28 protein-coding genes are annotated in these 26,385 nt (G+C 73.9%); 8 read left to right on the top strand and 20 right to left on the bottom strand.

Annotated features, from left to right (window positions below; all coding sequences use genetic code 11):
- The 4 genes from AB0C78_RS27235 to AB0C78_RS27250 all read right to left on the bottom strand — a co-directional run.
- Positions 1-1,236 (bottom strand): glycerate kinase (locus tag AB0C78_RS27235; RefSeq protein WP_360752974.1); only part of this gene is annotated, 1,236 nt, incomplete at its 3' end.
- Between the two features lie 2 nt (positions 1,237-1,238).
- Positions 1,239-2,129, bottom strand: coding sequence for a hypothetical protein (locus AB0C78_RS27240; protein WP_360752977.1), 891 nt, complete (start codon positions 2,127-2,129; stop codon positions 1,239-1,241).
- Positions 2,126-3,214: an LD-carboxypeptidase gene (locus tag AB0C78_RS27245; protein WP_360752980.1), complete on the bottom strand. Its 1,089-nt coding sequence runs from the start codon at positions 3,212-3,214 to the stop codon at positions 2,126-2,128. Before AB0C78_RS27245 ends, AB0C78_RS27240 begins: the two co-directional genes overlap by 4 nt.
- A 91-nt stretch (positions 3,215-3,305) precedes the next feature.
- Positions 3,306-4,073: a Sir2 family NAD-dependent protein deacetylase gene (locus AB0C78_RS27250; RefSeq protein WP_360752982.1), complete on the bottom strand. Its 768-nt coding sequence runs from the start codon at positions 4,071-4,073 to the stop codon at positions 3,306-3,308.
- A 107-nt stretch (positions 4,074-4,180) separates the two neighbouring features.
- Between AB0C78_RS27250 and AB0C78_RS27255 the strand changes: the two genes are divergently transcribed.
- Positions 4,181-5,164 (top strand): sulfotransferase, encoded by a 984-nt coding sequence (locus AB0C78_RS27255; protein ID WP_360752984.1) that lies wholly within the window; start codon positions 4,181-4,183, stop codon positions 5,162-5,164.
- Positions 5,165-5,269: 105 nt separating this feature from the next.
- On the opposite strand, the gene AB0C78_RS27260 is transcribed toward AB0C78_RS27255, so the two are convergent.
- The gene (locus AB0C78_RS27260) at positions 5,270-7,237 is read right to left on the bottom strand and encodes an ABC transporter ATP-binding protein (RefSeq protein WP_360753174.1); all 1,968 of its coding nucleotides are present in this window, start codon (positions 7,235-7,237) and stop codon (positions 5,270-5,272) included.
- Between the two features lie 245 nt (positions 7,238-7,482).
- On the opposite strand from AB0C78_RS27260, the gene AB0C78_RS27265 reads away from it, so the two are divergent.
- Complete coding sequence (locus AB0C78_RS27265) at positions 7,483-9,402, top strand: Xaa-Pro dipeptidyl-peptidase (RefSeq protein WP_360752987.1); 1,920 nt, start codon at positions 7,483-7,485, stop codon at positions 9,400-9,402.
- Between the two features lie 99 nt (positions 9,403-9,501).
- Here AB0C78_RS27265 and AB0C78_RS27270 read toward each other — a convergent pair whose 3' ends face one another.
- The 3 genes from AB0C78_RS27270 to AB0C78_RS27280 all read right to left on the bottom strand — a co-directional run bounded on the left by AB0C78_RS27270 (position 9,502) and on the right by AB0C78_RS27280 (position 12,433).
- The gene (locus AB0C78_RS27270) at positions 9,502-10,308 is read right to left on the bottom strand and encodes an enoyl-CoA hydratase/isomerase family protein (RefSeq protein WP_360752990.1); all 807 of its coding nucleotides are present in this window, start codon (positions 10,306-10,308) and stop codon (positions 9,502-9,504) included.
- 197 nt (positions 10,309-10,505) lie between these two features.
- Entirely contained in the window at positions 10,506-10,718 is a 213-nt protein-coding gene (locus tag AB0C78_RS27275; RefSeq protein WP_021596738.1) for a helix-turn-helix domain-containing protein, read from the bottom strand.
- 116 nt (positions 10,719-10,834) lie between these two features.
- Entirely contained in the window at positions 10,835-12,433 is a 1,599-nt protein-coding gene (locus tag AB0C78_RS27280; RefSeq protein WP_151539791.1) for an ABC-F family ATP-binding cassette domain-containing protein, read from the bottom strand.
- A gap of 269 nt (positions 12,434-12,702) precedes the next feature.
- Between AB0C78_RS27280 and AB0C78_RS27285 the strand changes: the two genes are divergently transcribed.
- The gene (locus AB0C78_RS27285) at positions 12,703-13,497 is read left to right on the top strand and encodes a VOC family protein (protein WP_360752993.1); all 795 of its coding nucleotides are present in this window, start codon (positions 12,703-12,705) and stop codon (positions 13,495-13,497) included.
- Positions 13,498-13,603: 106 nt separating this feature from the next.
- Here the strand turns inward: AB0C78_RS27285 and AB0C78_RS27290 are convergent, their stop codons facing one another.
- The 3 genes from AB0C78_RS27290 to AB0C78_RS27300 are packed head-to-tail and all read right to left on the bottom strand — an operon-like array spanning position 13,604 to position 15,659.
- Positions 13,604-14,365 (bottom strand): AIM24 family protein, encoded by a 762-nt coding sequence (locus AB0C78_RS27290; RefSeq protein ID WP_151539789.1) that lies wholly within the window; start codon positions 14,363-14,365, stop codon positions 13,604-13,606.
- Positions 14,366-14,367: 2 nt separating this feature from the next.
- A complete protein-coding gene (locus AB0C78_RS27295; RefSeq protein ID WP_360752997.1) occupies positions 14,368-15,021 on the bottom strand; it encodes an AIM24 family protein in 654 nt (217 codons plus the stop codon).
- Positions 15,021-15,659, bottom strand: a complete 639-nt coding sequence (locus AB0C78_RS27300; RefSeq protein WP_225991523.1) for an AIM24 family protein — start codon at positions 15,657-15,659, stop codon at positions 15,021-15,023. The genes AB0C78_RS27295 and AB0C78_RS27300 overlap by 1 nt, the downstream gene beginning before the upstream one ends.
- A gap of 162 nt (positions 15,660-15,821) precedes the next feature.
- Here AB0C78_RS27300 and AB0C78_RS27305 point away from each other — a divergent pair, with 162 nt between their 5' ends.
- A complete protein-coding gene (locus AB0C78_RS27305; RefSeq protein ID WP_151539787.1) occupies positions 15,822-16,217 on the top strand; it encodes an ABC transporter permease in 396 nt (131 codons plus the stop codon).
- A gap of 104 nt (positions 16,218-16,321) precedes the next feature.
- On the top strand, positions 16,322-17,452 hold the full coding sequence (locus tag AB0C78_RS27310; protein ID WP_360752999.1) for an EAL domain-containing protein: 1,131 nt from the start codon (positions 16,322-16,324) through the stop codon (positions 17,450-17,452).
- Positions 17,453-17,473: 21 nt separating this feature from the next.
- Here AB0C78_RS27310 and AB0C78_RS27315 read toward each other — a convergent pair whose 3' ends face one another.
- Both AB0C78_RS27315 and AB0C78_RS27320 read right to left on the bottom strand, forming a co-directional pair.
- Positions 17,474-18,181, bottom strand: coding sequence for a response regulator transcription factor (locus AB0C78_RS27315; protein ID WP_360753001.1), 708 nt, complete (start codon positions 18,179-18,181; stop codon positions 17,474-17,476).
- On the bottom strand, positions 18,178-19,371 hold the full coding sequence (locus AB0C78_RS27320) for a histidine kinase (RefSeq protein ID WP_360753004.1): 1,194 nt from the start codon (positions 19,369-19,371) through the stop codon (positions 18,178-18,180). Before AB0C78_RS27320 ends, AB0C78_RS27315 begins: the two co-directional genes overlap by 4 nt.
- A 173-nt stretch (positions 19,372-19,544) precedes the next feature.
- Here AB0C78_RS27320 and AB0C78_RS27325 point away from each other — a divergent pair, with 173 nt between their 5' ends.
- A complete protein-coding gene (locus AB0C78_RS27325; RefSeq protein ID WP_360753006.1) occupies positions 19,545-19,730 on the top strand; it encodes a hypothetical protein in 186 nt (61 codons plus the stop codon).
- 4 nt (positions 19,731-19,734) lie between these two features.
- Positions 19,735-20,313 carry a hypothetical protein gene (locus tag AB0C78_RS27330; protein WP_360753009.1) on the top strand — a complete coding sequence of 193 codons (579 nt, stop codon included), beginning with the start codon at positions 19,735-19,737 and terminating at the stop codon, positions 20,311-20,313.
- On the opposite strand, the gene AB0C78_RS27335 is transcribed toward AB0C78_RS27330, so the two are convergent.
- Genes AB0C78_RS27335 through AB0C78_RS27345 form a run of 3 tightly spaced genes read right to left on the bottom strand, consistent with a single transcriptional unit; the run spans position 20,276 to position 22,669 of the window.
- Positions 20,276-21,064 carry a class I SAM-dependent methyltransferase gene (locus AB0C78_RS27335; RefSeq protein ID WP_360753011.1) on the bottom strand — a complete coding sequence of 263 codons (789 nt, stop codon included), beginning with the start codon at positions 21,062-21,064 and terminating at the stop codon, positions 20,276-20,278. The two genes, AB0C78_RS27330 and AB0C78_RS27335, sit on opposite strands and share 38 nt — an antisense overlap.
- 49 nt (positions 21,065-21,113) lie before the next feature.
- A complete protein-coding gene (locus AB0C78_RS27340; RefSeq protein WP_360753014.1) occupies positions 21,114-21,551 on the bottom strand; it encodes a PH domain-containing protein in 438 nt (145 codons plus the stop codon).
- A 2-nt stretch (positions 21,552-21,553) separates the two neighbouring features.
- Entirely contained in the window at positions 21,554-22,669 is a 1,116-nt protein-coding gene (locus AB0C78_RS27345; protein WP_360753016.1) for a winged helix-turn-helix domain-containing protein, read from the bottom strand.
- A 93-nt stretch (positions 22,670-22,762) separates the two neighbouring features.
- Here AB0C78_RS27345 and AB0C78_RS27350 point away from each other — a divergent pair, with 93 nt between their 5' ends.
- Positions 22,763-23,311 (top strand): hypothetical protein, encoded by a 549-nt coding sequence (locus tag AB0C78_RS27350; RefSeq protein WP_360753018.1) that lies wholly within the window; start codon positions 22,763-22,765, stop codon positions 23,309-23,311.
- A 143-nt stretch (positions 23,312-23,454) separates the two neighbouring features.
- On the opposite strand, the gene AB0C78_RS27355 is transcribed toward AB0C78_RS27350, so the two are convergent.
- From AB0C78_RS27355 to sufC, 4 genes are all read right to left on the bottom strand, one after another.
- Positions 23,455-23,808, bottom strand: coding sequence for a metal-sulfur cluster assembly factor (locus AB0C78_RS27355; RefSeq protein WP_151539781.1), 354 nt, complete (start codon positions 23,806-23,808; stop codon positions 23,455-23,457).
- On the bottom strand, positions 23,805-24,263 hold the full coding sequence (sufU, locus tag AB0C78_RS27360) for a Fe-S cluster assembly sulfur transfer protein SufU (protein ID WP_151539780.1): 459 nt from the start codon (positions 24,261-24,263) through the stop codon (positions 23,805-23,807). Before sufU ends, AB0C78_RS27355 begins: the two co-directional genes overlap by 4 nt.
- A 62-nt stretch (positions 24,264-24,325) precedes the next feature.
- On the bottom strand, positions 24,326-25,609 hold the full coding sequence (locus AB0C78_RS27365) for a cysteine desulfurase (protein ID WP_360753021.1): 1,284 nt from the start codon (positions 25,607-25,609) through the stop codon (positions 24,326-24,328).
- The gene (sufC, locus tag AB0C78_RS27370; protein ID WP_360753023.1) at positions 25,606-26,373 is read right to left on the bottom strand and encodes a Fe-S cluster assembly ATPase SufC; all 768 of its coding nucleotides are present in this window, start codon (positions 26,371-26,373) and stop codon (positions 25,606-25,608) included. The genes AB0C78_RS27365 and sufC overlap by 4 nt, the downstream gene beginning before the upstream one ends.
- Positions 26,374-26,385 lie beyond the last annotated feature (12 nt).

The following is a 26,385-nucleotide window of genomic DNA, read 5'->3' on the forward strand; positions in this document are numbered from 1 at the left end:
CCGGCCCCCCACCGGGGTGAGCGGCACCCGCAGCGGAGCGCCAGCGGAGCGAAGGGCGCCGCTCACCCCGCCGCTGGGGGTGTGGGGGGGTCGTCCCCCCACATAGACACGTCCCCCCACACAGACGCGCACGACTTGTTCGGCGAGTGCGCTGAGCAGCGGCGCGGCGTCGGCTTTGAGAGCGTCCAGCGTCCGCGGTCCGTCGGCGATGCTGAACGCGGCGGTGAGGCCGAGGCCGTGCAGCTCGTCGAGCGGGCCGGTGACGCCGCCGGCGAGCGCGACGGCGGGGATGGCGCGGTCCTTGGCCAGGGCGGCGACGGCGGAGACGACCTTTCCGCCGGCGCTCTGGCCGTCCACCCGGCCCTCGCCCGTGATCACGAGGTCGGCGCCGTCCAGCGCGCCGTCCAGGCCGACGGCCTCGGCGACGAGACGCGCGCCGGGGGACGGCTCGGCGCCGAGCACGCCGACGAGGCCGCCGCAGGTGCCGCCGGCCGCGCCCGCGCCCGGCAGGTCGTGGACGCGGACGCCGAACCGGCCGGCGACCACGTCGGCGAACCGGGCGAGCGCCGCGTCCAGCTCGCGGACCTGGGCGGGATCGGCGCCCTTCTGCGGCCCGAACACCGCGGCCGCGCCTTCCGGCCCGACGAGGGGGTTGGTGACGTCGCACGCGACCCGGAACCGGGCGGCGCGCACCGCGTCCGGGACGCCCGAGTCGTCGATCGTCTCGAGGCGCGCCAGCGCGGCGCCGCCGGGCGGCAGGTCGGCGCCCGCCGCGTCCAGGAAGCGGACGCCGAGCGCGCGCAGCAGCCCGGTGCCGCCGTCGGTGCTGGCGCTGCCGCCGATGCAGACCAGCACGTCACGGGCGCCGCGCCGGACCGCGTCGGCGATCAGCTCGCCGGTGCCCGCGGTGTCGGCGCGCAGCGGATCGGGGGCCTGCTCGACCAGCGGGAGGCCGGACGCGGCGGCCAGCTCCACGACCGCGGACCGGCCGTCGCCCGACAGCGCGTAGGCGGCCTTCACCGGACGGCCCACCGGGTCGGTCGCGGCGACCTCGACCAGGTCGCCGCCGCGCGCGGCCACGAAGCAGTCGAGGGTGCCCTCGCCGCCGTCGGCCATCGGCACCTGGGCCACCTCGGCGTCCGGCACGGCGCGCCGCGCCCCGGCCTCCACCGCCGCGCAGACCTCCGCCGCCGACAGGCTGCCCTTGAACGAGTCGGGCGCGATGACGATCTTCACCCTCAGTACTCCGCGGTAGAAGTGGCGAGCACGGAGGTGAACTCGCGCGGCAGGACGAGCGAGTCGCCCTCGTAGCGGGTCTCCAGGTAGGTCAGCTCACCGGCGCGCCACCAGTACAGGTGCGGGCTAAGCGAGCCCGGCCCCTCCTCGTAGGCGCGGTGCGCCTGCGCCTGCAGCTCGTTCGCGGCGGCCACGGCGGCGCGGTAGCGGGCCCGCGGGTGGACCTCCGACATGCTCAGCGCGTGCGCGACGATCAGGCTCCGGTTCGGGGCGATGACCAGCGCGCCGTGCGGGCCGATCGGCAGGTACTCCTCCAGCCACGCCAGGTGGGTGACGGCGTAGAACGTCCAGCCGTGCAGCACCGACACCCGGACGCCGCCGAGGTCCTGCTCGTCGAGCTGGAGCGGTCCGTCGGCGCGGACGTTGGCGCGTCCCAGCATGAACAGCGCGTCGCCGGACACCGGCCAGCCGTTCATCTCGTCGGTGGTGACCGTCCGGACGGTGGTGGGGGTGTCGACCACGACCGCCTCGATCAGCCCGGGCGCGAACGGCCGGGCCGCGAGCACGCCGTTGTCGGCCTCGGCCGGGTAGATCCGGGTGCGCAGCAGGTGCTGCGCGAGGTCGAAGTCGCTGAGGTCGAGGGGCTCCTCGATCGCGGTGACGATCGTGGTGACGTGGTCGGACACCAGCGCCGGCCAGTCGTCGCGCGGCACCATCCGGGCGAGCTGCCGCAGGTCGCGCATGCTGACGTGCAGCCGGTTGGCGCCCTCCAGCAGCATCACCTCTCCCGGCGCCCGATGGCAGGCGTAGCCGAGGCTCTCGGCCACCAGTACCAGCAGCGAGTCGAGTGTTCCGTCGTCCCACGGGTCGGGACGGGCGTGCCGGCCGCTCATCGCACACCTCCCGGCGCTTCCAGGGTCAGTACGCCGCCGTCCGGCCCGGGGTTCAGATCACCGGACGCGTCGAGCACGGCGGGGGCGCCGAGCTCGAGCGTGCCCTGCCGGGCGCCGTGCCCGGCGGGCACCCCGGCGAGGACGGGGACGCCGAGCGGCCCGAGCCGCGCGGCGAACACGGCGTCCAGCTCGGCGGGGTCGCCGGAGCGTTCCCACGAGCCGAGCGCGACGCCCGCCGCGCCGTCGAGCCAGCCGGCCTGGAGCAGCTGGACGAGCATCCGGTCGATCCGGTACGGCGCCTCCGTGACGTCCTCCAGGAAAACGATGCCGCCCTTCGCGGGCGGCGGGGCGTACGGGGTGCCGAGCAGTGCGGTGATCAACGTGAGGGTGCCGCCGGTGAGCGGGCCCTCGGCGCGTCCCGGGCGCAGCGCGTGCGTGCCGGGGAGGGTGACGGGGCCGCCGAACAGCGCGGCGCGCAGGCCGTCGAGGGTGGCGGCGAGGTCGCCGCCGGGGTCGGCTGCGCCGGCGTCGGCGATCAGGCCGGCGGGCATCGGGCCGAACGAGGTGGTGACGCCGAGCCGCGTGCCGAACGCGGCGTGCAGGGCGGTGATGTCGCTGGAGCCGTGCAGGATCTTCGGGCCGCCGGGCGCGTCCGCGGCGGCGGCGAGCGCGTCCCAGTCGAGGTGGTCGAGGACGCGGGTGGCGCCGTAGCCGCCGCGGGCGCAGATCACGGCGCGGACGCGCGGGTCGCACCAGGCGGCCTGGAGGTCGGCGGCGCGGTCGGCGTCGGCGCCGGCGAGCCGGTGCCAGTCGTCGCGGACGGGCCCCGGGGCGCCGAGGTTGACACGGTCGAGGGCGTGCTTGCCGACCACGACGTCAAGGCCGAGGTCGCGCAGCGCGGCGCAGCCCGCCTCGAGCCGCGCCGGCTCGGCGGGGCCGCTGGGCGCGACGACCGCGACCCGGTCCCCCGGGCGCAGACGCCGGTACCCGCGGGTCCTCCCCCGTGCCGGCCGTTCGCCGGGCAGGCCTGCGGCGGGCGCGTCGGACGGCCCCTCGACCCCCTCCGCGCGGGCGCCCCCGCTCATCAACCCGATCCCTCCTCGCACCGCAACGGATAGAGCTTGTCAGGATCCGGCCGCCAGCGGAAGGGGCGCCCGGTCACGACCCGCCAACGGATCACCGCCCGGCGCCGAGGGCGATGCGGGCCAGCCGCGGCAGCGCCTCCCCGATCGGCTCGCGCAGCACCGCGTCCGCCAGCCCATCGTAGGGGGTCGGCTCCGCGTTCATGATCACCAGCCGGGCGCCGTGGTCGACGGCCTCCAGGCACAGCCCGGCGGCCGGCTGGACGGTCAGCGAGGTCCCGACGGCGAGGAACAGGTCGCAGGAGCGCGCCGCGGTGATCGCCGCGTCGAGGACGTCCTGCTCGAGGGCCTGCCCGAACGAGATCGTCGCGGACTTCTGGATGCCGCCGCACTCCGCGCAGGGCGGGTCGTCCTCGCCCGCGTCGACCCTCGCGAGGACGTCCGGCATCGGGGTGCGCAGGCCGCAGGACAGGCAGACCGCGTCGCGCATGGTGCCGTGGATCTCGATCACCGTCTCGGGGCCGGACCCGGCCCGCTGGTGCAGCCCGTCGATGTTCTGGGTGATCAGCGCGCGGAGCCGGCCGGCCCGCTCCAGCTCGACGAGGGCGGCGTGCGCGGCGTTCGGCTCGGCGTGCCAGGCCGGATGGTCGCGGCGGGCCCGCCAGGAGCGGCGCCGCACCTCCGGGTCGGCGATGTAGGCGCCGATCGTGGACATGGCCTCGGCGGACGGGTCCTTGGTCCAGACGCCCTGCGGGCCGCGGAAGTCGGGGATGCCGCTGTCGGTGGAGATCCCGGCGCCGGTGAGGACGGTGATCGACGCCGCCTGCGGCAGCAGCCCGGCGAGCGTGAGGGGTGCGTCCATTCCTCAAGGTTAGGGGCCGAACGATCCGGGCGCGTCCCGGTTTCGGGCGGCCGCTACGGTGCGTCACGGCCCGACCGGCTTCCAAAAGGTGACAAACTTGGCCGGGTATGAGGTCGACGCCGCACATCCTGGTGATCAACGGCACCAAGGTCCACCGCCCGGTCTTCATCCTGGGCGCGCCGCACTCGGGTGCCGGTCTCCTCGCGCGCGCCGTCAAGCGGTCCGCCGGGTTCCACCTCACCACCGGCCGGCCCGGCGTCCTGCGCGTCGTCTACGCCTTCGCCCGCCGTCCCGCCATCGCGTCCGAGCGCGGCACGGGGGCCGCGCGGGTGATCCGGGACGCCTACGCCGAGGCCTGGCAGATCTCCGCGCGGGCCTGCGCGGAGTGCCCGGAGGAGTGCCGCGAGCTGGCCGGGCTGCCGCCGCGCCCGGCGGTGCTGCGCGACCGCCCGGTGCACGACGGCGACGTCGAGGGGCCGTGCGTGCAGCCGCGCGGCATCACCCGCTACGCCGACGCCTCCCCCGACCTGATCTACAGCGCGGACGTGCTGCTGGACGCCTTCCCCGACGCCCAGCTCGTCCAGGTGATCCGGGACGGCCGGGACGCCGTCGCCGACATGCTCGCCGACGACCGGTGCCTGGCGTGGTTCAAGCCGGGCCTCGCGAACCTCGACACGGTGTTCCCGAACCCGTTCTTCGGGGTCGAGGACCACACCGAGCGCAACCGCTGGCCGCAGGCGGCGGCGGCCGTGAAGTGCGCGCTGCGCTGGCGCGGCTCGGTGCGCCTGAGCGCGCGGCTGCGGCGGCAGGTGCCGGAGGAGCAGCTGTTCACCGTCCGCTACGAGGACCTCGTCGCCCGGCCCCGCCGGGTCGCCGGGGACATGTCGCGGTACCTCGACGCGGACCTGTCGAAGACGACGCTGTCCGGGCTGGTCCGGGCCGGGGCGCACGGCGGCCCGGACGGGGGCGGCGCCGAGCACGCCGTCGGCGCCTGGCGGGACCGCCTGACGCCCCGCCAGCTCGCGCAGGTCGAGAAGGTCGCCGGGACGGAGCTGCAGCGCCTCGGCTACCGCCTCAGCACAGACACCTGAACGGCGCCTGGAGCGGAGCGCCAGCGGAGTGGAAGGCGCCGTTCAGGTGCCCTTGCCGGAGGCGTGGGGGTCGCCCCCCACAGAAGCACTGAGCCCGGCGGTCCGCTACTCGGCGCCGAGGGGCTCGGTGGCGCGCTCCTCGTCCTTCTGGTGGGAGAACTGCGTGCGGTACAGCTCGGCGTACAGCCCGCCCTCCAGCAGCAGCTCCTCGTGCCGCCCGCGCTCGGCGACGCGGCCCTCCTCGATCACCAGGATCTGGTCGGCCTCCCGGATCGTGGACAGCCGGTGCGCGATCACCAGCGAGGTCCGGCCGGCCAGCGCCGTCCGCAGCGCCTCCTGCACCGCGGCCTCGGACTCGGAGTCCAGGTGCGCGGTCGCCTCGTCCAGCACCACCACCGACGGCGCCTTCAGCAGCAGCCGGGCGATCGCCAGCCGCTGCTTCTCACCGCCCGACAGCCGGTAGCCGCGGTCGCCGACGACGGTGTCCAGGCCCTCCGGCATCCCGGCGACCAGGCCGCCGATCTGCGCGGCGTCCAGCGCGGCGAGGATCTCCTCGTCGGTGGCGTCCGGGCGGGCGTAGCGCATGTTCTCGCGGATCGTGTCGTGGAACAGGTGCGCGTCCTGGCTGACCACGCCGACCTCGGCGCGCAGCGAGTCGAGGGTGACGTCGCGGACGTCCACGCCGCCGATCTTCACCGCGCCGTCCGAGACGTCGTACAGCCGCGACACCAGGTGCGTGATCGTCGACTTCCCGGCGCCGGACGGCCCGACCAGCGCGACGAGCTGCCCGGGCGCGGCGGTGAAGTCGACGTCGTGCAGCACCTCCTTGCCGGGGGCGTGGTCGGTGCGGGCGATCGACTCCAGCGACGCCAGCGACACCTCGTCGGCGGACGGGTAGGCGAACCGGACGTGCTCGAACCGGATCGCCGGGGCGCCCTGCCGGGCGGCTCCGTTCCCGTTGGCCTTGGCCAGGCCGGCCGTCCCGGCCTCGCGGGCCTCGGGCAGCGTCCGGGCGCCCTCGCGGTCGCGGATCAGCGGCTTGAGGTCGAGGACCTCGAAGACCCGGTCGAAGCTGACGAGCGCCGTCATGACGTCCACGTGGACGTTGGACAGCGCGGTGAGCGGCCCGTACATCCGGGTGAGCAGGGTGGCGAGGGCGACGAGCGTGCCGAGCTGGAAGTTGCCGTCCACGACCAGGTAGCCGCCGACGCCGTAGACCATCGCGGTGGCGAGCGCGGCGACGAGCGTGAGGCCGGTGAAGAACACGCGCCCGTACATGGCGGAGACGACCCCGATGTCGCGGACCCGCGCGGCGCGCCCGGAGAAGTTCTCCTCCTCCTCGGCGGGGCGTCCGTAGAGCTTGGCCAGCATGGCGCCCGCGACGTTGAACCGCTCGGTCATCAGCGAGCTCATCTCGGCGTCCAGCACCATCTGCTCGCGGCTGATCCGCGACAGCCGCTTGCCGACCCACTTGGCCGGCAGGATGAACACCGGGAGCAGCAGCAGCGCGATCACCGTCACCTGCCAGGACAGGATCATCATCGTGATCAGCACCAGGATCAGGCTGATCACGTTGGAGACCACCGACGACAGGGTGGTGGTGAGGGCGCGCTGCGCCCCGATGACGTCGTTGTTGAGCCGGCTGACCAGGGAGCCGGTCTGCGCGCGCATGAAGAACGCGACGGGCTGGCGCTGGACGTGCCCGAACACCTCGCTGCGCAGGTCGTAGATCAGGCCCTCGCCGATGCGGGCGGAGTACCAGCGCTGCGCGAGCCCGAGCACCGCGTCCAGCAGGGCGAGCCCGGCCACCGCGACGGCGAGCCAGATCACCAGGTCCTGGCGGTGGTGCAGGATGCCGCGGTCGATGATCGACTTCAGCAGGAGCGGGTTGGCGACGACGACCAGCGCGGCGAGCGCGTTCAGGCCGAGGAACAGGACCAGGTCGCGGGTGTAGGGGCGGGCGTAGCCCGCGATCCGCTTGATGGTGCCGGGCTTGAGCCGCTGCTGGGTGACCGACTCGTCGCGGCGGAACGAGGCCATCACCTGCCAGCCGTTGCCCGGCATTCCCGGCATGCCCACCAGTACCTCCGAGGGGTCGCCGCGCGCCCGGCGCCGACGGGCGCGCGTGAAACGTAATCAAGTAAGCATCTCAGTATCCGGCCGGGACAACGCGCGCCCGGCCGCCGCGCTTCCCGGCTCCGCTCACGGCGTAACGGCTCTGGACTTCCCGCCCGAACCGGTGGTTAATGTGATCAACAACTTCAGGCTCTCACCCCCCAGGAGCCCCCGTGCCCCAGCGCTCACCACAGCGCCCGCGCATGCGCCCGCCACGAGCGGGCGCGGCCGCCACCGCACTGGCCGCCGCCGCCGCGCTGCTCGCCACCGCACTGCCCGCCGCGTCCGCGTCCGCGAGATCCGCGCCCGCCGCGCCGCACCGCCTGACGATCTCCGGCGGCGAGACCCAGCCGGTGTTCTCCCGCGCCGACGCCGTCACGCAGACCGTGAACATCGAGACCACGGCCGACAGCGACCACGACGGCGTGCGCGACCGCGTGCAGCTGCGGATCATGCGGCCGAAGGAGACCGACACCGCCGGCCTCAAGGTCCCGACGATCATGGAGCCGAGCCCGTACTGGGCCGGCATCAACGACGTCCCGAACCACCCGGTGGACATCGGCGACGCGCAGGCCCGTGCGCTGACCACCACGCAGCGGAACCTCGCCGAGATGTTCCCCGGCTACTACGACAACTACTTCCTGCCGCGCGGGTACGCCGTCGCCGACCTCGACAGCATCGGGACGGGCGGCTCGACCGGCTGCCCGACGTCCGGGGACCGCAGCGAGCAGGCCGGCGCCAAGGCCGCGGTCGACTGGCTGAACGGCCGCGCGCGCGGCTGGGCGCCCGACGGCACGCCGGTCACGGCCACCTGGTCGACGGGGAACGTCGGCATGATCGGCCAGTCCTACGACGGGACGCTGCCGAACATGGCCGCCGCGTCGGGCGTCGAGGGCCTGAAGGCCATCGTCCCGATCGCCGGGATCAGCAGCTGGTACGACTACTACCGCGCGGGCGGCGGCGTCGTGGCGCCCGGCGGCTACCAGGGCGAGGACCTGGACGTCCTGGCGAAGGCCGTGCTGACCCGCCAGAACCCCGAGGTCTGCAAGAAAGTCATCGACGACATCGAGGCGACCCAGGACCGCGAGACCGGCGACTACGGCAAGGTCTGGGCCGAGCGCGACTACGTCGGCCAGGCGCGGAACGTGCACGCCGCCGTCATGGTGGTGCACGGGCTCAACGACTGGAACGTCAAGCTCAAGAACTCCGTCCAGTGGTGGAACGCGCTGAAGAAGGCGGGCGTGCCGCGCAAGCTGTGGCTGCACCAGGGCAACCACTCCACGCCGTTCCGCTGGCGCGTGGAGGAGTGGCTGCGGCAGACGCTGCACTGGTTCGACCGCTACCTGTACGGCATCCAAAACGGCATCGACAAGGAGCCGCGCGTCGACATCGAGCACGCCGACGGGACGTGGGAGACGGCGAAGGACTGGCCGATCCCCGGCACCCGCACAGTTCCGGTCCGGCTGAACGCGGGGCCGTCCGGCCAGCCGGGCACGCTCGGCCTGCGGGCCGGGGCCGGCGCGACGCAGGGCTTCACCGACGAGGGGAAGACCCGCACCGCCGAGGACCTCCTGGCGAACCAGGACCAGGCGGACCCGAACCGGCTCGCCTACCTCACCGGGACGCTGGACCGGCCGGTCCGGATCGACGGCACGCCGTCAGTGTCGCTGCGGGCGTCCCTGGACGGCCGCTCGCCCTACCTGACCGCGCTGCTGGTCGACTACGGCACCGACAGCCGGCCGACGGGCGCCCGCGTCGACACCGGGCAGAAGGTCTGCTACGGGCAGAGCGTCCCGGGCGACGAGGGCTGCACCACCCGGCAGGCCCTCGCCATGCAGACCGCCCCGTACAAGATCATCACGCGGGGCTGGCTGGACGCGCGGAACCGGAAGAGCTTCAGCCGCACCGACCCGATCACGCCCGGACGCACCTACGCGTTCCGCTGGGACCTCCAGCCGACCGACTACACCGTCAAGGCCGGTCACCGGCTCGGCGTGATCCTGCTGTCCACCGACCACGACTACACGCTGCGCTACCCGGCCGGCACCGGCGTCACCGTGCGGACGGGCGTCAGCCGCGTCGACCTCCCGCTCGCCCGCGGCGGCCGCGAGGCCCTCGGCTGACCGGCGCGCGTCGACCCGCGGCGAGCCGTCGTCATGCGCTCGGCCATGACGACGGCTCGCCGCACGTCGACGATCACGCGTGCGGAGAGGGTGCGAGGGTCACTTGCCGAACAGCTCGCGGAGGCGGCCGATCTGCTCGCGGCGCTCGGCGGCGCACTGCTGTTCGAGGGTGTTCTCCGCGGCCTCCCACAGCAGCCGCTTGGTGGCCACGGCGGCGCCGGGGTTCACCGCGAGCAGGGACTCCACCAAGCCGTCGACCGCGGCGTCCAGGCCGTCGCGCGGCACCACGATCTCGGCGAGGCCGAGCCGGGCCGCCTCCTCGGCCTGCACGGTCCGGGCCGTGAGGCACAGCTCCAGGGCGCGCCCGATGCCGACGATCTCCACCAGCGGCTTGGTGCCGGTGAGGTCGGGGACGAGCCCGAGCGCGGGCTCCTTCATGCAGAACTTGACGTCGTCGGCCGCGACCCGGATGTCGCAGGCCAGCGCGAGCTGGAAACCGCCGCCGATGACGTGCCCGTGCACCGCCGCGACGGTGACGATGTCGGGGCGCCGCAGCCAGGTGTACCCCTCCTGCAGCTCGGCGATGAAGCGGTCCGTCGCCGCGGCGTCGGAGCCGTCGGCGAAGCCCTCCCCGCCGCCGGAGAACATCGACAGGTCGATGCCCGCCGAGAACGAGGGACCGGCGCCGCGCAGCACGACCACCCGCACGCCCTCCGGCAGCGACCGTCCGATCGCCGCCAGACCGCGCCAGGTGGCGAACGTCATGGCGTTGCGCCGCTCCGGCCGGTTCAGCGTGACGGTCGCGACCGCCCCGTCGACCTCCAGCCGCAGCCCGGCCCCGGCCAGCTCCTCCTCGGCCGGCCCGGCGGCGGTGGCCGTCTCCGCTCCGGCGTTCGCGTCCGCCATCGAACCTTCCCCCTCCAACGAGCGCGGCGGGCCCGCCCCGCCGTCCACGGGGCGGGACCCGACCTGCCCGCCGCCGCGACCGAACCCTACTCGGTGGGCCGCGGCGACGGATCAGGCGGTGCGCTCATCCGGGGGAAGCCGCCCGTCCGGGACCGGGGGCCGTTGTGGACCCGCGTCCGTTCGGGACGTTCGTCCGGTCAGGACTTCTTGCCCCGGGTCGCGCCGCCGCGACCGCGCAGGTTGACTCCGGACTCGGTGAGGATCCGGTGGATGAAGCCGTACGAGCGGCCGGTGGCGGCTGCCAGGGCGCGGATGCTCTCGCCGGAGTCGTACCTCTTCTTGAGGTCCGCCGCCAGCTTGTCGCGCTCGGCACCGGTCACGCGGGTGCCCTTCTTGAGGGTCTCGGCCACGAGTACCTCCCGTAGTGATGTGGTGACCGCTGCGTTATCCCCCGCCATGATCAGTCATTCCCGCGCGTTCGGCTACCCACTCGGCCAGAAAAGATCTGCGGAAGGCACCCTGCAGGTCACGCAAGTGCCACCAGATCGGCAAACTCGTCACTCCAGATGTCTTCGACACCATCGGGCAGCAAAATCACTCTTTCCGGCCGCAGCGCGTCCACCGCACCCTCATCGTGGGTCACCAGGACGATGGCCCCGGCGAAGGTGCGCAGCGCCCCGAGGATCTCCTCGCGGCTGGCCGGATCGAGGTTGTTGGTGGGCTCGTCGAGCAGCAGGACGTTGGCGCTGGACACCACCAGCATCGCCAGCGCCAGCCGGGTCTTCTCGCCGCCGGACAGCACGCCCGCGGGCTTGTCGACGTCGTCGCCGGAGAACAGGAACGAGCCCAGGATCTTGCGGACCTCGACGGGCGCGAGACCGGGCGCGGCCGACTGCATGTTCTCCAGCACCGAGCGGTCCACGTCGAGCGTCTCGTGCTCCTGGGCGTAGTAGCCGATCCGCAGGCCGTGACCGGCCACGACGGTGCCGGTGTCGGGCTTGTCGACCCCGGCCAGCATGCGCAGGAGGGTGGTCTTGCCCGCTCCGTTCAGGCCCAGCACGACGACCCGGCTGCCCCGGTCGATGGCCAGGTCCACGTCGGTGAAAATCTCCAAAGATCCGTACGATTTCGACAAACCTTCGGCGGTAAGGGGGGTTTTGCCACAAGGTGCCGGGTCCGGGAAGCGAATTTTGGCCACCTTGTCGGCCTGCCGCTCCCCCTCGACGCCGGCGAGCAGCTGCCGGGCCCGCCGGTCCATCTGCTGCGCCGCCTTGGCCTTGGTCGCCTTCGCGCGCATCTTGTCGGCCTGCGACAGCAGCGCCGACGCCTGCCGCTGCGCGTTCGCCGTCTCGCGCTTGCGCCGCCGCTCGTCGGTCTCCCGCTGGTCGAGGTACTTCTTCCAGCCGACGTTGTAGATGTCGATCACGCTGCGGTTCGCGTCCAGGTGGAAGACCCGGTTCACCACGACGCCGAGCAGGTCGACGTCGTGGCTGATCACGACCAGGCCGCCCTGGTGCGACTTCAGGAAGTCGCGCAGCCAGACGATCGAGTCGGCGTCCAGGTGGTTGGTCGGCTCGTCCAGCAGCAGCGTGTCGGCGCCGGAGAACAGGATGCGGGCCAGCTCGACGCGGCGCCGCTGCCCGCCCGACAGGGTGCCGAGCGGCTGCCCCAGCACCCGGTCGGGCAGCCCGAGGCTGGAGGCGATCGAGGCGGCCTCGGCCTCGGCGGAGTAGCCGCCGAGCACGTGCAGGCGCTCCTCGAGGCGCCCGTACCGGCGGACGGCCTTGTCGCGCTCCTCGCCGGTCGCGGTGGCCATCGCCTCCTCGGCGGCGCGCAGCTTGCGGACGACCTCGTCCAGCCCGCGCGCCGACAGGATGCGGTCGCGGGCCAGCTCGTCGAGGTCGACGCCGCGCGGGTCCTGCGGGAGGTAGCCGATGGTGCCCGACGACGTGACGCCGCCCTGCGCGGGGATCGACTCCCCGGCCAGCACCTTCGTGAGGGTGGTCTTGCCGGCGCCGTTGCGGCCGACGAGGCCCACCCGGTCGCCGGGGTTGACCCGGAACGAGGCGGACTCGATCAGCAGCCGGGACCCGGCGCGCAGCTCGATGTCTTTCGCGATGATCACAGTGACAGGGCTCCCCTGACGGACGGCTCGATGGACAGGCGCACGAAACAGCGCGCCGCGCGGTCCATCCGACCGGGGCGCGCTGGGCGGCCTGTCAGCTCGGGAGCGAAACCATCAGCCCAGTGTACGTGAAACGGGGGCCGCTCCCGGCCATGCCGATCCCGTCGCCGCCGATGTGTGAACGCCGCGCCGCGGGCCAGGATGGGAGTACGGCGGGCGGCGCAGGACGCCGGGGCCGCGAGGCCCCTGCACGAAGGAGTGTGAGTCGGATGACCCAGGTCACGAGCAACGTGCCGGAGGGCACGCCGAACTGGCTCGACATCGGCCTTCCGGACCTCGACCGGGCCAGGACGTTCTACGGGACCCTCTTCGGCTGGCGGTTCGAGGACGCCGGGCCGGAGGCGGGCCACTACAACCAGTGCAAGCTGCGCGGCGTGCCCGTGGCCGGGATGATGCAGAACCCCGAGGAGGCGCCCGACGAGTACTGGTGGACCGTCTACATCGCCGCCGACGACTGCGACGGGATCGCCAAGCGCGCCGCCGACGCGGGCGGCGAGATCGTCATGCCGCCGATGGACGTGATGACCATCGGCCGGATGGCGATCGTCAAGGACCCGCAGGGCGGGCAGTTCGGCCTGTGGCAGGGGCGGGACCACCACGGCTCCGGGATCGTGAACGAGCCGGGGTCGTTCGTCTGGAACGAGCTCGTCACGCCCGACTCCAAGGCCGCGGGCGACTTCTACCAGGCGGTGTTCGGCTACGAGCTCGAGCCGATGCCGGGCGACATGGACTACACCGTGCTGAAGCGCGCCGCGGACGGCCGCTACATCGGGGGCATCCTCGGCGGGGCCGACATGGTGCTCGGCAACGGGCGGACCGCCGTCCCGACGTGGACGACCTACTTCGCGGTCGAGGACGCCGACGAGGCGGTCCGGAAGGTCACCGCGGGCGGCGGCACGGTCGACTCGGGGCCCGCCGACAGCCCGTACGGCCGGTCCGCGGCCGTCCGGGACCCGTTCGGGGTGCCCTTCCACGTGATGAAGCCCGCGCCCGAGCAGGGATGACCCGCAGGCCGCGGGCCGTCCCGCGGCGCAGGCCGCGGGCCGTCCCGCGGGCGGCCTCCCGTGGGCGGTGAGGCCGCGGGGGCCCGGGTTCGCCCGGGCCCCCGCGTCAGCCCTGCCGCTCCGCCGACAGCCGCCGGCTGATCGTCTGCTGGAGCCGCTGCAGCCCCGACGTGCCGACCATGCCGATCTGGCCTTCGAGGTCGCGCAGCAGGACGTCCTCGTTCATCACGACCTCCGACGACTGCATCAGCACGGTGCCCTGGCCGGTGAAGTCGAACTGGTGCTCCTCCCCCGACGACCCGCCGATCCCGAAGACCATCCGCGCGGCGCCGAACGCGCCGCGCATGTAGGAGTGGTCGTAGTGGTGGCAGGGGGACGGGCAGTCGGCCCAGCCGAGCAGCGCCTGCGGGTCGACCCGGATCGGCGGCTCGACGAAGTGCACCGGGCCGTTGGAGGCGGCCACGAACCGGCCCGTCCCGATCAGGGTGAGGAAACCCGGGATGATCGACTGCTTGAGCTCCAGGCCGGGCTCGAACGCCAGCAGGTTCCCGGCCCGGACGGTGAGGTTGCCGTCGTCGAGGTCGAAGGAGTTCACGTCGAACCCGCGGTCGGCGAGGACGAGCTTGCCCCGCCCCTGCGCGACGATCCAGTCGTGCGCGTACAGCGGCGAGTTGAAGGTGTGCGCGACGAGGGCGTCCAGCGGCCCCGACGACAGCGCCTCGAACCTGATCTGCCCGTAGTAGGCGATCATCTTGCCCTTCTGCGCGAACCACTCGCCGTCGAGGTCGACGCTGAAGGCGTACGGGTTGACGTTGTCGTTCACCGGGAGGGTGGCCGCGTTCCAGGTCCGCGTGCCGAAGCTGCTCACGGTCAGATCTTCCTCTCGCTGGCCTGCACGTAGACGACGCCGGAACCGCTCAGCTCGAGCTGGAAGCCCTCACCGGAGCCGCGCCCGATGAGGTCGCGCAGGCCCACCGCCGTGGTGAGCCTGTTCTGCACCTGGCCGCGGTGGGCCACGTACGCCTGCGGGTCGACGTGGACGGGGCGCTGCGGGCCGATCGGCAGCTCCATGACGCCGCCGTGGGACAGCAGCGCGCACGAGCCCTGGCCGGTGAGCGTGGTGGTGAACAGGCCCTGCCCGGTGACGGCGCCGCGCACGATGCCGCGCACGCCGCCCTGCTCGCCCATGAACATGGTCCCGACCTGCAGGGAGGCGTCGTGCACGAGGAGCCGGTCGGCCTCCACGAACAGGGTGTCGCCGCCGCTCAGGTCCACGATGGACACGTGCAGCCCGGCGTGCCCGAACATGACGTCGCCCTGCCCGGTGACGTGCATCATCGCGCTGCGCTCGCCCGCGACGGCGCGTCCGATGGCGCCGCCGATGCTCTGCCCCGCCGTGGTGGACGGCGCGAACGACACCGACCCGGTGTAGGCGAGCATCGCGCCGCGCCTGCTGTAGACCTCCCGCCCCGGCCCGACGGGCACCTGGAGCATCTTGGAGGTGATCTTCTGGTAGCCGGGCATCAGATCTCCAGGATTCCGCCGCGCTCGGCCGGCTGGACGTAGACCAGGCCGTGCCCCTGGTACCGGAACTGGACGCTCTCCCCCGAGCCCTGGCCGATCACGGTCCGCCAGTTCACGTCGGTGACGACGTCCTGGCGCAGCTGCCCGTGGTGCCCGACGTAGGCGTGCGGATCGACCGACAGCGGCGTCTCGGGCGTCACCTCCAGCGCGATCGCCGGGCCGTCGGACACGATCGCCACCGTGCCGTGCCCCTCCACCTTGGTGGTGGCGAGGCCCTGGCCCGTGCCCATGCCGCGCAGGCCGACGAACTGCACGCCGGTGCGCAGCCCGCCCTCCAGCGCGAGGAGGCTCTCCGACTCCACGAACAGGGTGTCGCCGGTCAGCTGGACGAGCGTCACCTCCGCCGCCTCGCTCGCCAGGTACACCGTGCCCTCGCCGGTGACCTCCATCAGCGTCATGCCCTCACCGGCGATCTTGCGCTTGAGCGCGCCGCGCAGGCCCTCTCCCCCGGTCATCCCCTCCCGTTTGAACGCCATCCGCCCCTCGTAGGCGACCATGGCGCCGTTCAGCGCCCTGATCGTCTCCCCGGCGAGATCGACGGCCAGCATCTTCGAGCCGTTCAGTCGAAATTGCGCCACGATGCGAAAAGATACCGGCCGGAACCCCGCGCGGTCCGGGCATCGGCGCGGTCCCGCCCGGCCGCCCGCGGACGCCCGCGTCCGGCCTTCGCCGCGGCCTCATCGCGGCGGGACCGGCGCGTTGCCGGTCCCGCGCGTCCGCCGATCGGAGAGGATGTGCTCATGTGGATCGCTCCCGAACGCCGCAGCCTCAGCCGGTGGGCCGTACCCGGGCTCGTCCTCGGCGCCGGGGTGGTGGTCGGTGCCGTGCTCGCCGCCGACGGACGCGACGGCACCGCCCTCATCGCGCTCGCCGCCCTCGCCGGGTACGCCGGGTACCTGGCCTACCGCCGCAACGAGCCCGCGCTGCCGCTCAGCGAGGGCTTCGGCTCCGGCCACCGCGCCCGCACCCACCTGCGCGCCGCCGCGATGACCGGGGACGTGGTGACGGTGGCCGTGATCGGCGGGCTCGTCGTGCAGGCGCTGCGCGGCGGCGACATCACCGCCTACGTCTGGCTGGCGGCCGTCGCCGGGGTCACCTACGCGCTGTCGGCGATGGTCGGCGGCCGCGGGCTGTGACGGCCCGGCCGAGGTCAAGATCCACACCGCGACCTGCGCGAATTGTGCGTTAACTTCTCCTGACAAAGGTGGTTCCGGGCGCTTCGGGGCGCCATGATGCCGCTGTGTCAGCCGTAGATGTCCTGGTCCCGGCGAGGGCGGTGTTCCATCCGGTCGTCGATCTCGGCACCGGGACCGTCGTCGCCGTGGAGGCGCACGCCGGGCCGCCCGCCCCGACCGGGCCGCCGCCGCGCGTCGACCCCGTCTCCGAGGACCTGCGCCGCGCCGCCGAGGCGGCCCGCGCGGCGGCGGACCTGCGCACGCCGCTGCCGCTGCAGATCGGCCTGCGCGCCGAGACGCTCGCGTTCGGCGACCCGGTGCTCGCGGAGCTGCACCAGGGGTTCGCCGGGGCCGGGCGCCGCCCGCAGGAGATCATCATCTGCGTCACCGGGGGCTTCCCTCCGGCCCAGCGCGCCCCCGTCACCGCCGCGCTGTCCGGGCTGCGCCGGGCCGGGTACCTGGTCGGGCTCGGCGGCGTCGGCGCCGCGCACGCCCCGCTCGACCTGCTCGCCGACGGCGCGTCCTACCTGCTCAAGCTCGACCCCGGGCTGGCCCGCCGGGCGCCCGCGGAGCCGCGCCGCTCCGCGCTGGTGGCGAGCCTCGTCGAGCTGGCGCACCGGCTGGAGACGCACGTGCTGGCGCCCGGCCTGGAGACCGGCGACCAGGTGCTGCACCTGCGCCGGCTCGGGGTGCGGCTGGTCCAGGGGCCCGCGCTGGCACCGCCGGAGTGGCGGCCCGGGATGCCGATCACCGTCCCCGTCGCGGCGCGCGGCGCCCCGGATCCCCGCGAACGGCTCGACCTCGGCCCGCGCGTCTCGGAGTTCACGCTCCCCGGCGTGACGATGCCGCACACCGCGACCGCCGGCGAGGTGCTGGACGCGCTGAACGCCGAGACGGGCATCACCAGCATCGTCCTGGTCGACGAGCGGCAGCGGCCGCGCGCCACCGTCGACCGGACGCGCTTCTTACTGCGGCTGTCGGGCGCCTACGGCCACGCGCTGCACGCCCACCGGCCCGCGGTCCGGCTGGCGGACGCGCCCCGCCCGGTCCCGCGCACGGTGCCGGCGGTGGCGGCGCTGCGCGCGGCGGGCCAGGAGGACGACCGCGTCTACGACGACCTGGTCGTGGTCGACGAGCTGGGCCGCTGCCTGGGGATCGTCCGCGTCGCCGACCTGATCCGCGGCCTGTCGCCCTGATCCAGGGGTCCGGCCCGGCGCTCAGCCCGCGCTGAGATCGCCGCTGCCGGATCCGGGCGCGTCCGGCGCCGCGGCGTCCCCGGACGCGGCGGGGAGGCCGGAGGCGGCCAGCTCCTGCGCGAGGATGGCGGCCTGCACCCGGCTGCGCAGCCCGAGCTTCGCGAGGATGCGGCTGACGTGCGTCTTCGTGGTCGTCTCCGCCATCGACAGGCGTTCCGCGATCTCCCCGTTCGACAGCCCCTCGCCGAGGCAGGCCAGCACCTCCCGCTCCCGGGGCGTCAGCTCCGCCACCGCCGGGCCCGGGTCCGGCGGCTCGGGCCGGGCCGCGAACGCGCCGATCAGCCGGCGCGTCACCTGCGGCGCGATGATCCCGTCCCCCGCCGCCACCGTCCGCACGGCCTCCACCAGCCGGTCGGCGTCCACGTCCTTCAGCAGGAACCCGGCGGCGCCCGCCCGCAGCGCCCCGAACACGTACTCGTCCAGGTCGAACGTGGTCAGCACCAGGACGTCCGCGAACCCGGCGATCTGCCGGGTCGCGCTGATCCCGTCCAGGCGCGGCATCCGCACGTCCATCAGGACGACGTCGGGACGCAGCTCGCGGGCCAGCTCGACGGCCCGTTCCCCGTCGGCGGCCTCGCCGACCACCCGCACGTCCGGCGCCGCGCCGAGGATCAGCACCAGGCCGGCGCGCACGGCCGCCTGGTCGTCGGCCACCAGCACGTCGATCACGGCGCTCCCTCCTCGCGCGCGGGCTCTCCGTCCACCGGCAGCTCGGCGTGCACCAGCCAGCGCCCGCCGTCCGGCCCGGCGGAGAACTCCCCGCCGAGGATCGCCGCCCGCTCCCGCATCCCGATCAGCCCGCTGCCCGACCCCGGCAGCCCCGCGCCGTCCCCGAGGGGGCTGTGCACGTCGATCACCACCCGTCCCCGCGCGTACCCGACCGACACCTCGGCGCGGCCCGGCCCGGCGTGCTTGAGCGCGTTGGTCAGCGACTCCTGGACGATCCGGTAGGCGGCCAGCTCGACCGGCGCGGGCAGTTCGGGCAGCTCGCCGTCCGTCCGCAGCCGCGCCGACAGGTCCGGGCGGGCCGTGCGGTCGACGAGCCGGCCGAGGCCGGCCAGCCGCGGCGCCTCCGCCGGGTCGGCGCCGCCGGCGCCGCCCTCGCGCAGCAGCCCGATCATCCGCCGCATCTCCGCCAGCCCCTGCACGCTGTTCTCCCTGATCACCGTCATCGCCCGGTCCAGGCCCTCCCTGTCCAGGTCGCGGACCTTCAGCACGGCCGAGGAGTGCAGCGCGACGGCGCTCAGATGGTTGGCGATCACGTCGTGCAGCTCGCGGGCCATCCGGGCCCGCTCCGCGCCGACGGCGGCGCGCCGGTCCATCTCGGCGAGCCGCGCGACCTGCCGGGCCCGCTGCCGCTCGGCCTCGGCCCGGGACCGGTGCTCCCGGACGAGCATCGCGGTCAGCACCGGCGTCACCCACACCGCCGCCGCGAGCGCGCCCGCGACCACGCCCAGGGCGAGGTCGCGGGCCAGCGCGCCGGCGACCGCGAGGACCGCGACGGTCCCGGTGAGGGTCGCGCCGAGCAGCCATTCCGCCGTCCGCCGCGGCCGCCCGTACAGGCTCGCCGCGTACAGCGCGTCACCGTAGATCATCGCGGTGGCGATGGACGGGCCGAACGCCACGTCGAGGAAGTTGAACGGGGTGGAGATCGCCAGCGCGGTGAGCGGGGCGGTCCGCCGCAGCAGCATCGCCCCGCACAGGCCTGCGAGCGGCACGAGCCGGAGCCCGGCGGGCGGCCAGTGGTCCGTCCACGTGCTGTATCCGTGCGCGGCCAGCAGCACGAGCCCGGCCGCCATCGCCCCGGCGGCGATGAGCGCGTCCTGGGGCGTGGTGAGCCGGCGGAGCCTGGAGAGCACGGATCCATCTCAGCATCCCGCCGCGACCGCCGCGTCCACCTCGCTGAGGGCGGCGCGTACATCCTTCGGAGGACCCCGAGAACCTCATCGGCGACGACGCGCCACCGCTCCCGCGTCCCGGACCATCGAAAGGCAGGCAATCGGGGGCCGGGCAAGCGAGGGAGAAACGAGCCATGCGGACCATCGGGGTCATCGTCGCCGCGGTCGGCTTCATCTCGGCCGCGTACCACTACACGGGCGGGGAGAACATCGAGCTGATGGAGTGGTCAGAGGGCAGCCAGCCGCTCGCCGGGCTCGGCGTCGGCGTCGCCGGTCTGCTCGTCGCCGCCGCGGGCGCGGCCCTCTCCCGGGACCGGTGACGCCATGCTCGTCGGTGTCATCGCCGCGTGCGAGATCGGCTTCTGGGTCGTCCTCGCGGCGGGCCTGGCCGCCCGCTACCCGCTGCGGATGCGCAGGACCGGCGCGGCGCTGCTGCTGGGCGTCCCGCTGGTCGACCTGGTGCTGCTCGTCGCCACGGTCGCCGACCTGCGCGGGGGCGCGACCGCCGGGTTCGCCCACGGCCTCGCGGCGGCCTACCTCGGCTACTCGGTCGCGTTCGGGCACAGCATGGTCCGCTGGGCCGACGAGCGGTTCGCGCACCGCTTCGCCGGAGGCCCGCCGCCGCGCCGCAAGCCGCGGTACGGCCGGGCGCGCGCCCGCTACGAATGGGTGGAGTTCGGCAAGGCCGCCGTCGCGACCGCGATCGGCTGCGCGCTGCTCCTGGCGATGATCGCGCTGGTCGGCGACGCCGATCGCACCGCGGCCCTCACCGGCTGGACGGCCCGCCTCGGCCTCGTGCTCGCCGTCTGGTCGCTGTGGCCGATCACCCACACGCTCTGGCCGTCCAGGCCGAAGGACGGCGAGGCTAGCCGCCGGCCCGCAGAGCGCGCGCGGCCAAGGTGACGATCGGCAGGTCGAACTCGCCCTCCGCGGTCTCCGGCGTCGCCCGCAGGAACCCGACGATCCGATCGGTCACCGCCGCCCGCTCGGCCTCGTCGAGAACGAGCATGTGCGAGTGCGTCCCGATCGTCGCGGCCATCGACTCGGCCGTCCGGCGCTGCGCGTGCGGGAACTCCGCCCGCTCGAACACCGGGAACCAGGCGCTCTCGGGCAGGCCCTTCGGCCGCCAGTTCCGGAACGACACGCTGCTGCGGGAGATCCGCTTCATCTCCGCGACCCACGGCACCCGGTCGTCGTCGGTGTTCCACAGCCCGGCGAGCACGCCGCCGTCCGCCAGCACCCGGTGGATCTCCGGCAGCGCCCGGTCGAGGTCGAACCAGTGCATCGCCTGCCCCACCAGCACCGCGTCGACCGAGCCGGCCGGCAGCGGGATCGCCTCCGCGCTGCCCTCCAGCGCGCGCACGCCCGGCACGGCACGGCGCAGTTCGTCCAGCATCGCCGCGTCGGGCTCCACGGCGACCAGGTCCGCAGCGCCGACGCCGCCGCGCAGCAGCACCTGCGTCAGCTTGCCGGTCCCCGCCGCGAGATCGAGCACCCGCAGCGGCGCCCGCCCGGCCACGGGCTCCAGCGCCCACCGGACGCCCCCGACCGGGTAGTCCGGCCGCTCCCGCGCGTACGCGGCGGCGCTGCCCCCGAACGACGAGGCGCGCCGCGCCACCAGTTCCGCATCACTGTCAGGAAAGGCGTCCTTCACATCGCCCCACCCTAGATCGGTCCCACCGGCGCCGCGGCGGCGGGAGCGGTCAGCGGACGGCGCTGCGGACGATCGCCGCGGCGACCTCGTCGGCGCGGGTCCGCCTGCCCCGCCAGGTGGACCAGTTGGACTTCTGGACGGCCCAGGCCGTCACCGTCCGCCCGTCGGTCGTGGTGATCCGCAGCCCGGAGTAGCCGGGTTCGACGGCGGCGATCTCGCCGAGCCGGACCCGCTGCGTCCACAGCGGATTGCGCACGACGACGCACTCGTCCGCGATCGTGATCCGGCTGCGCGCCGCGCCGGCCGCGACGGCCGTCGTCCCGGCCATGATGATCAGGCTCGCGACGAGGCCGCGGTCGAACCCGTCCCGGGCCAGCAGGACGACGCTCCCGGCCGTCGCCGCGGCCCCGATCAGCGCGCACAGGACCGCCCCGGCGCGGCCCGCGAGGGTCGGCCGGAACACCACCGGGTCGTTTTCGCCCGCCATGGTCACCCTCCTGTGGCGCGCGGGGCGGACAGCAGGTCCGCGCCGGTCGCGGTCAGAGTGTGCAGGACGTGCCGGCCGTCCCGGCGGCTGGCGACGAGGCCCGCCTCGCGCAGCGCCGCGACATGCTCGCTGGCCGACGGCGCCGTGATGCCGAGACGGTCGGCCAGGCCGCCGGTCGTGCTGCCCGCGTCGGCGGTCATGGCGAGCACCGCCGCGCGGGTGCGCCCGACCAGCCGGGCGAGCGCCGCCCCGCCGCCGGGCGCCGTCCGGCCGAGGTCATGGCCGATCGGGTACACGAAGACCACCGGATCCTCCTCGCGGGGCGCCCGCAGGGTGATCGGCGTCCGCCAGCAGAAGAAGGACGGGACCAGCCGCAGGCCGCTCCCGTTCAGATACAGGTCCCGCTCCTGCGGATAGGTGACGCTCAGCACCGGCGGCTCCCAGCGCACGGGCGGCGGCAGGCTGCGCAGCAGGCCATCCGTGCCGCCCTCCAGCAGCGCGCGCGCCCGCACCATGCGGTCGGCCTCCACGCACGACCGGATCTGCCGCCAGTACGGGGCGAGCGCGATCTGCTCGTAGGCGCCGACGGCATCGCCCAGGACGCGCAGCATCGTGACGTCGCCCTCGGCCAGCGGACGCGCCCACCCGGGCAGGCGGACCTCCTCCGCCAGCCGGAGCATGTCGCCGCGCAGCCGCGCCTTGGGCGTGGACAGCATCCGGTCGATGCCGTCGGCCGCCGTCGCGCAGCCGGGCGCGGGCGTCAGGAAGTCCGGGGAGTACCCCCAGGGCGGCGCCAGCCGCAGGAACAGCCGCATCGACGGATGCAGCCGGGCCCGCGTGCGCCGCTTCCAGTCGCCGAACACCACCGCGCCGTCGCGCTTGCCGAGCAGGTGCGCGCTGAGCAGCGTCTCCCAGAGCGGGTCCGGCGCCGCCGCGACCCGCGTGTTCAGCAGGTCGTCGCGCGTGAAGTGGATACGCAGCATCTTCGCCCCCGAATGCGCGTGCGGCGCCAGCGTAGGCACCCGGACGGCCGCCGTGACGGCGGGTGACCTGATCCGGTCAAAGACCGGCCCGGCGCTGCCGCCGAACTGCGGGGATCGACCGTAGAAACCGGCCATGACCTGGTCTTTTAGGCCTCGGTCCGAACCGTGTCGCCCTCGCCCGCCGGCCGGGCCCAGGCTCCCCTCATCCGACGCCACAAGGAGGCGATCATGAGAGTGGTCCGGTTCCTGGCGGCGCCCGCGATGGGCGCGGCCCTGCTCACCGCGGCACCCGCCGCGCACGCCGCCGGCTGGGGCGAGGCCTGGTACCCCGGCCAGAACCCGTCGTGCGCTTCGAACCACCGGATCGGCGAGGACGGCACGCCCGGCGCGCCGACCTCGATCTACGACTACCACGGCGACTACTGGGGCTGGGCGGAGTGGCGCCAGGGCACCGCCGGCTCGTGCAACGGCTACCAGTGGGCGCGGCTGCACATCACCGAGGGCATCCCGCTGGTCCAGAGCTACCTGACCGTCCACCTCCACAAGAACGCGGGAGGCGGTCTGCCCGACACGCGGGCGAACCTGGGCGCCAACGGAACGATCAACGCCGGCACCTACGACAGCACGGTGCTGTCCGCGCCGAGCGACGAATACGTCCCCATCGCCGGGACGATCGACGGCACCCAGGCCAGTGTCTACGTGGACGACTCCCCCCGCTGGACCCCGAGCACCCTGTTCTTCGGGCAGGGCGGCCGGCCGGAGCCCTGGGTCGACTGACGCGGGACGCGGCCGGACACGCGTCGAGGCCGCGCCCCGGTGCGGGGCGCGGCCTCGTACGGCGTGCGGTCAGACGTGCGGCGTGCGGCCAGGCGCACGGCGTGCGTCAGACGTGCGGCGTGCGTCAGACGTGCGGCGTGCGGTCAGACGTTGAAGCCGAGGGCGCGGAGCTGGTCGCGGCCCTCGTCGGTGATCTTGTCCGGGCCCCACGGCGGCAGCCAGACCCAGTTGATCTTGACGTCCTTGACCAGGCCCTCCAGCGCGCTGTGCGCCTGGTCCTCGATCACGTCCGTGAGCGGGCAGGCGGCGCTGGTGAGCGTCATGTCCAGGGTGGCGACCTCGTCGGTCAGGTCGATCCCGTACACCAGGCCGAGGTCGACCACGTTGATGCCGAGCTCGGGGTCGACGACGTCCTTCAGCGCCTCGAGGATCTCCTCGTCGGGGACGGTGCCGGCCGCCGCGGTCGCGGGGGTCTCCTCCGGTGCGGTGTCGCTCATGATGCCTCTCCGAGTGCGCGGGCGGTCGCGTCCTTCCACGCCATCCAGGCGAGCAGGGCGCATTTGATCCTGGCGGGGTACTTCGACACCCCGGCGAAGGCGACGGCGTCCTCGAGGACGTCCTCATCCGGTTCGACGTCCTGGCCGCGCGACTGCATCAGCGCCAGGAACTCCTCGCCGACCGCCATCGCCTCCTTCACGGACTTGCCGATGATCAGGTCGGACATCACCGACGCGCTGGCCTGGCTGATCGAGCAGCCCATGGCGTCGTAGGAGACGTCCGCCACCGTGGCGTCCTGGCCGTCGCCGTCCAGATGGACGCGGAGCGTCACCTCGTCCCCGCAGGTCGGGTTGACGTGGTGCGCCTCGCCCTCGTACGGCTCCCGCAGCCCCTTGTGCAGGGGGTTGCGGTAGTGGTCCAGGATGACCTCCTGGTACATCGCCTCCAGCTGCATGGCGTCCTTTCCAAGCCTTTCTCGCTACAACCGGCCGCCGGCGCGGGCTGTTCCTGCGGCCGTCAGGAGACGGTGCCGAAGAACCTCTGCGCCTGCCGCACCCCGTCGGCGAGCGCGTCGATGTCCGACAGGGTGTTGTAGAGGTAGAACGTCGCGCGGGTGGTGGCCGGGATGCCGAAGCGGCGGCAGATCGGCCACGCGCAGTGGTGCCCGACGCGCACCTCGACGCCGAGGTCGTCCAGCACCTGGCCGACGTCGTGCGGGTGGATGTCCTCGACGGTGAACGACACGGCCCCGCCGCGCGCCTCGGTGGTGCCCGGGCCGATGATCCGGACGCCGGGGATCTCGCCGAGCCGCTCCAGCGAGTAGGCGACCAGCGCCTCCTCGTGGGCGTGCACCCGGTCCATGCCGATCTCGGCGAGGTAGTCGCAGGCCGCGCCGAGCCCGATCGCCTGCGCGGTCATCGGGACGCCGGCCTCGAACCGCTGCGGCGGCGGCATGAACGTGGTCGCCTCCATGTGCACGACCTCGATCATGGATCCGCCGGTGATGAACGGCGGCATCGCCTCCAGCAGCTCCGAGCGGCCCCACAGCACGCCGATGCCGGTCGGGCCGAGCATCTTGTGCCCGGAGAACGCCAGGAAGTCGGCGCCGAGGTCGGCGACGTCCACCGGCTGGTGCGGGACCGACTGCGCGCCGTCCAGCAGGACGAGCGCGCCGACGGCGTGCGCCCGCTCGGCGATCAGCCTGATCGGCGGGACCGTTCCGAGGACGTTCGACTGGTGCGTCAGCGCGACGATCTTGGTGCGCTCGTTGACCAGCTCGTCCAGGTCCGCCAGGTCGAGGCGGCCGTCGTCGGTGATGCCGAACCAGCGCAGCGTCGCGCCCGTCCGCTGGCAGAGCTGCTGCCACGGGACGAGGTTGGCGTGGTGCTCCATCTCCGACACGACGACCTCGTCGCCGGGGCCGACGCGGAACCGCTCGGCCTCGGGGCCCGCGGTGGCGGCGTTGCTCATCGCGTACGCCACGAGGTTGATGCCCTCGGTGGCGTTCTTGGTGAACACGATCTCGCCGGGCGTCGCGCCGATGAACCGGGCGATCGACGCGCGGGCGTTCTCGTACGCCTCGGTCGCCTCCTCTGCGAGCAGGTGCGCGCCGCGGTGCGGCGCCGCGTTGTGCCGCTCGTAGAACACGCGCTCGGCGTCCAGCACCCGCGTGGGCTTCTGCGACGTCGCGCCCGAGTCGAGGTACACCAGCGGACGCCCGCCGCGGACGGTGCGCTGCAGCAGCGGGAAGTCCTTCTTGAGCTCCTCGGGGAGCAGCGTCCCCTCGGACAGAAGCGTCATGCCGTCGCCTCCGCCTTCACGTACTTCTCGTAGCCCTCGTTCTCGAGCTGGTCGGCCAGCTCGGGGCCGCCCTCGGCGACGACGCGGCCGGCGGCGAACACGTGCACGAAGTCGGGCTTCACGTACCGCAGGATGCGCGTGTAGTGCGTGATCAGCAGGACGCCGGTCTCGCCGCCCGCGGAGAACCTGTTGACGCCCTCGGACACGACCTTCAGCGCGTCGACGTCCAGGCCGGAGTCGGTCTCGTCCAGCACGGCGACCTTCGGCTTGAGCATCTCCAGCTGGAGGATCTCGTGCCGCTTCTTCTCGCCGCCGGAGAAGCCCTCGTTCAGGCTGCGCTGCGCGAACGCCGGGTCGATGGACAGCTCGTCCATCGCCTGCTTCATCTCCTTGGAGAACTCGCGCAGCTTCGGCGCCTCGCCGCGCACCGCGGTGACCGCCGAGCGCAGGAAGTTCGACACCGACACCCCGGGGACCTCGACCGGGTACTGCATCGCCAGGAACAGCCCGGCGCGGGCGCGCTCGTCGACGGACATGCCGAGCACGTCCTCGCCGTCCAGCGTCACCGTGCCGGAGGTCACCTCGTACTTCGGGTGGCCGGCGACGGCGTAGGCGAGGGTGGACTTGCCGGAGCCGTTCGGCCCCATGAGCGCGTGGGTCTCGCCGGCCTTGACGGTCAGGTCGACCCCGCGCAGGATCTCCTTCGTCCCGTCGGACCCGTCGGCGACGGAGACGTGGAGGTCGCGGATCTCAAGCGTGGCCATGGTGGTTGTCGT

This window comes from Actinomadura sp. NPDC048394 (assembly GCF_040651755.1).
Taxonomy (GTDB): Bacteria; Actinomycetota; Actinomycetes; order Streptosporangiales; family Streptosporangiaceae; genus Spirillospora; species Spirillospora montaniterrae.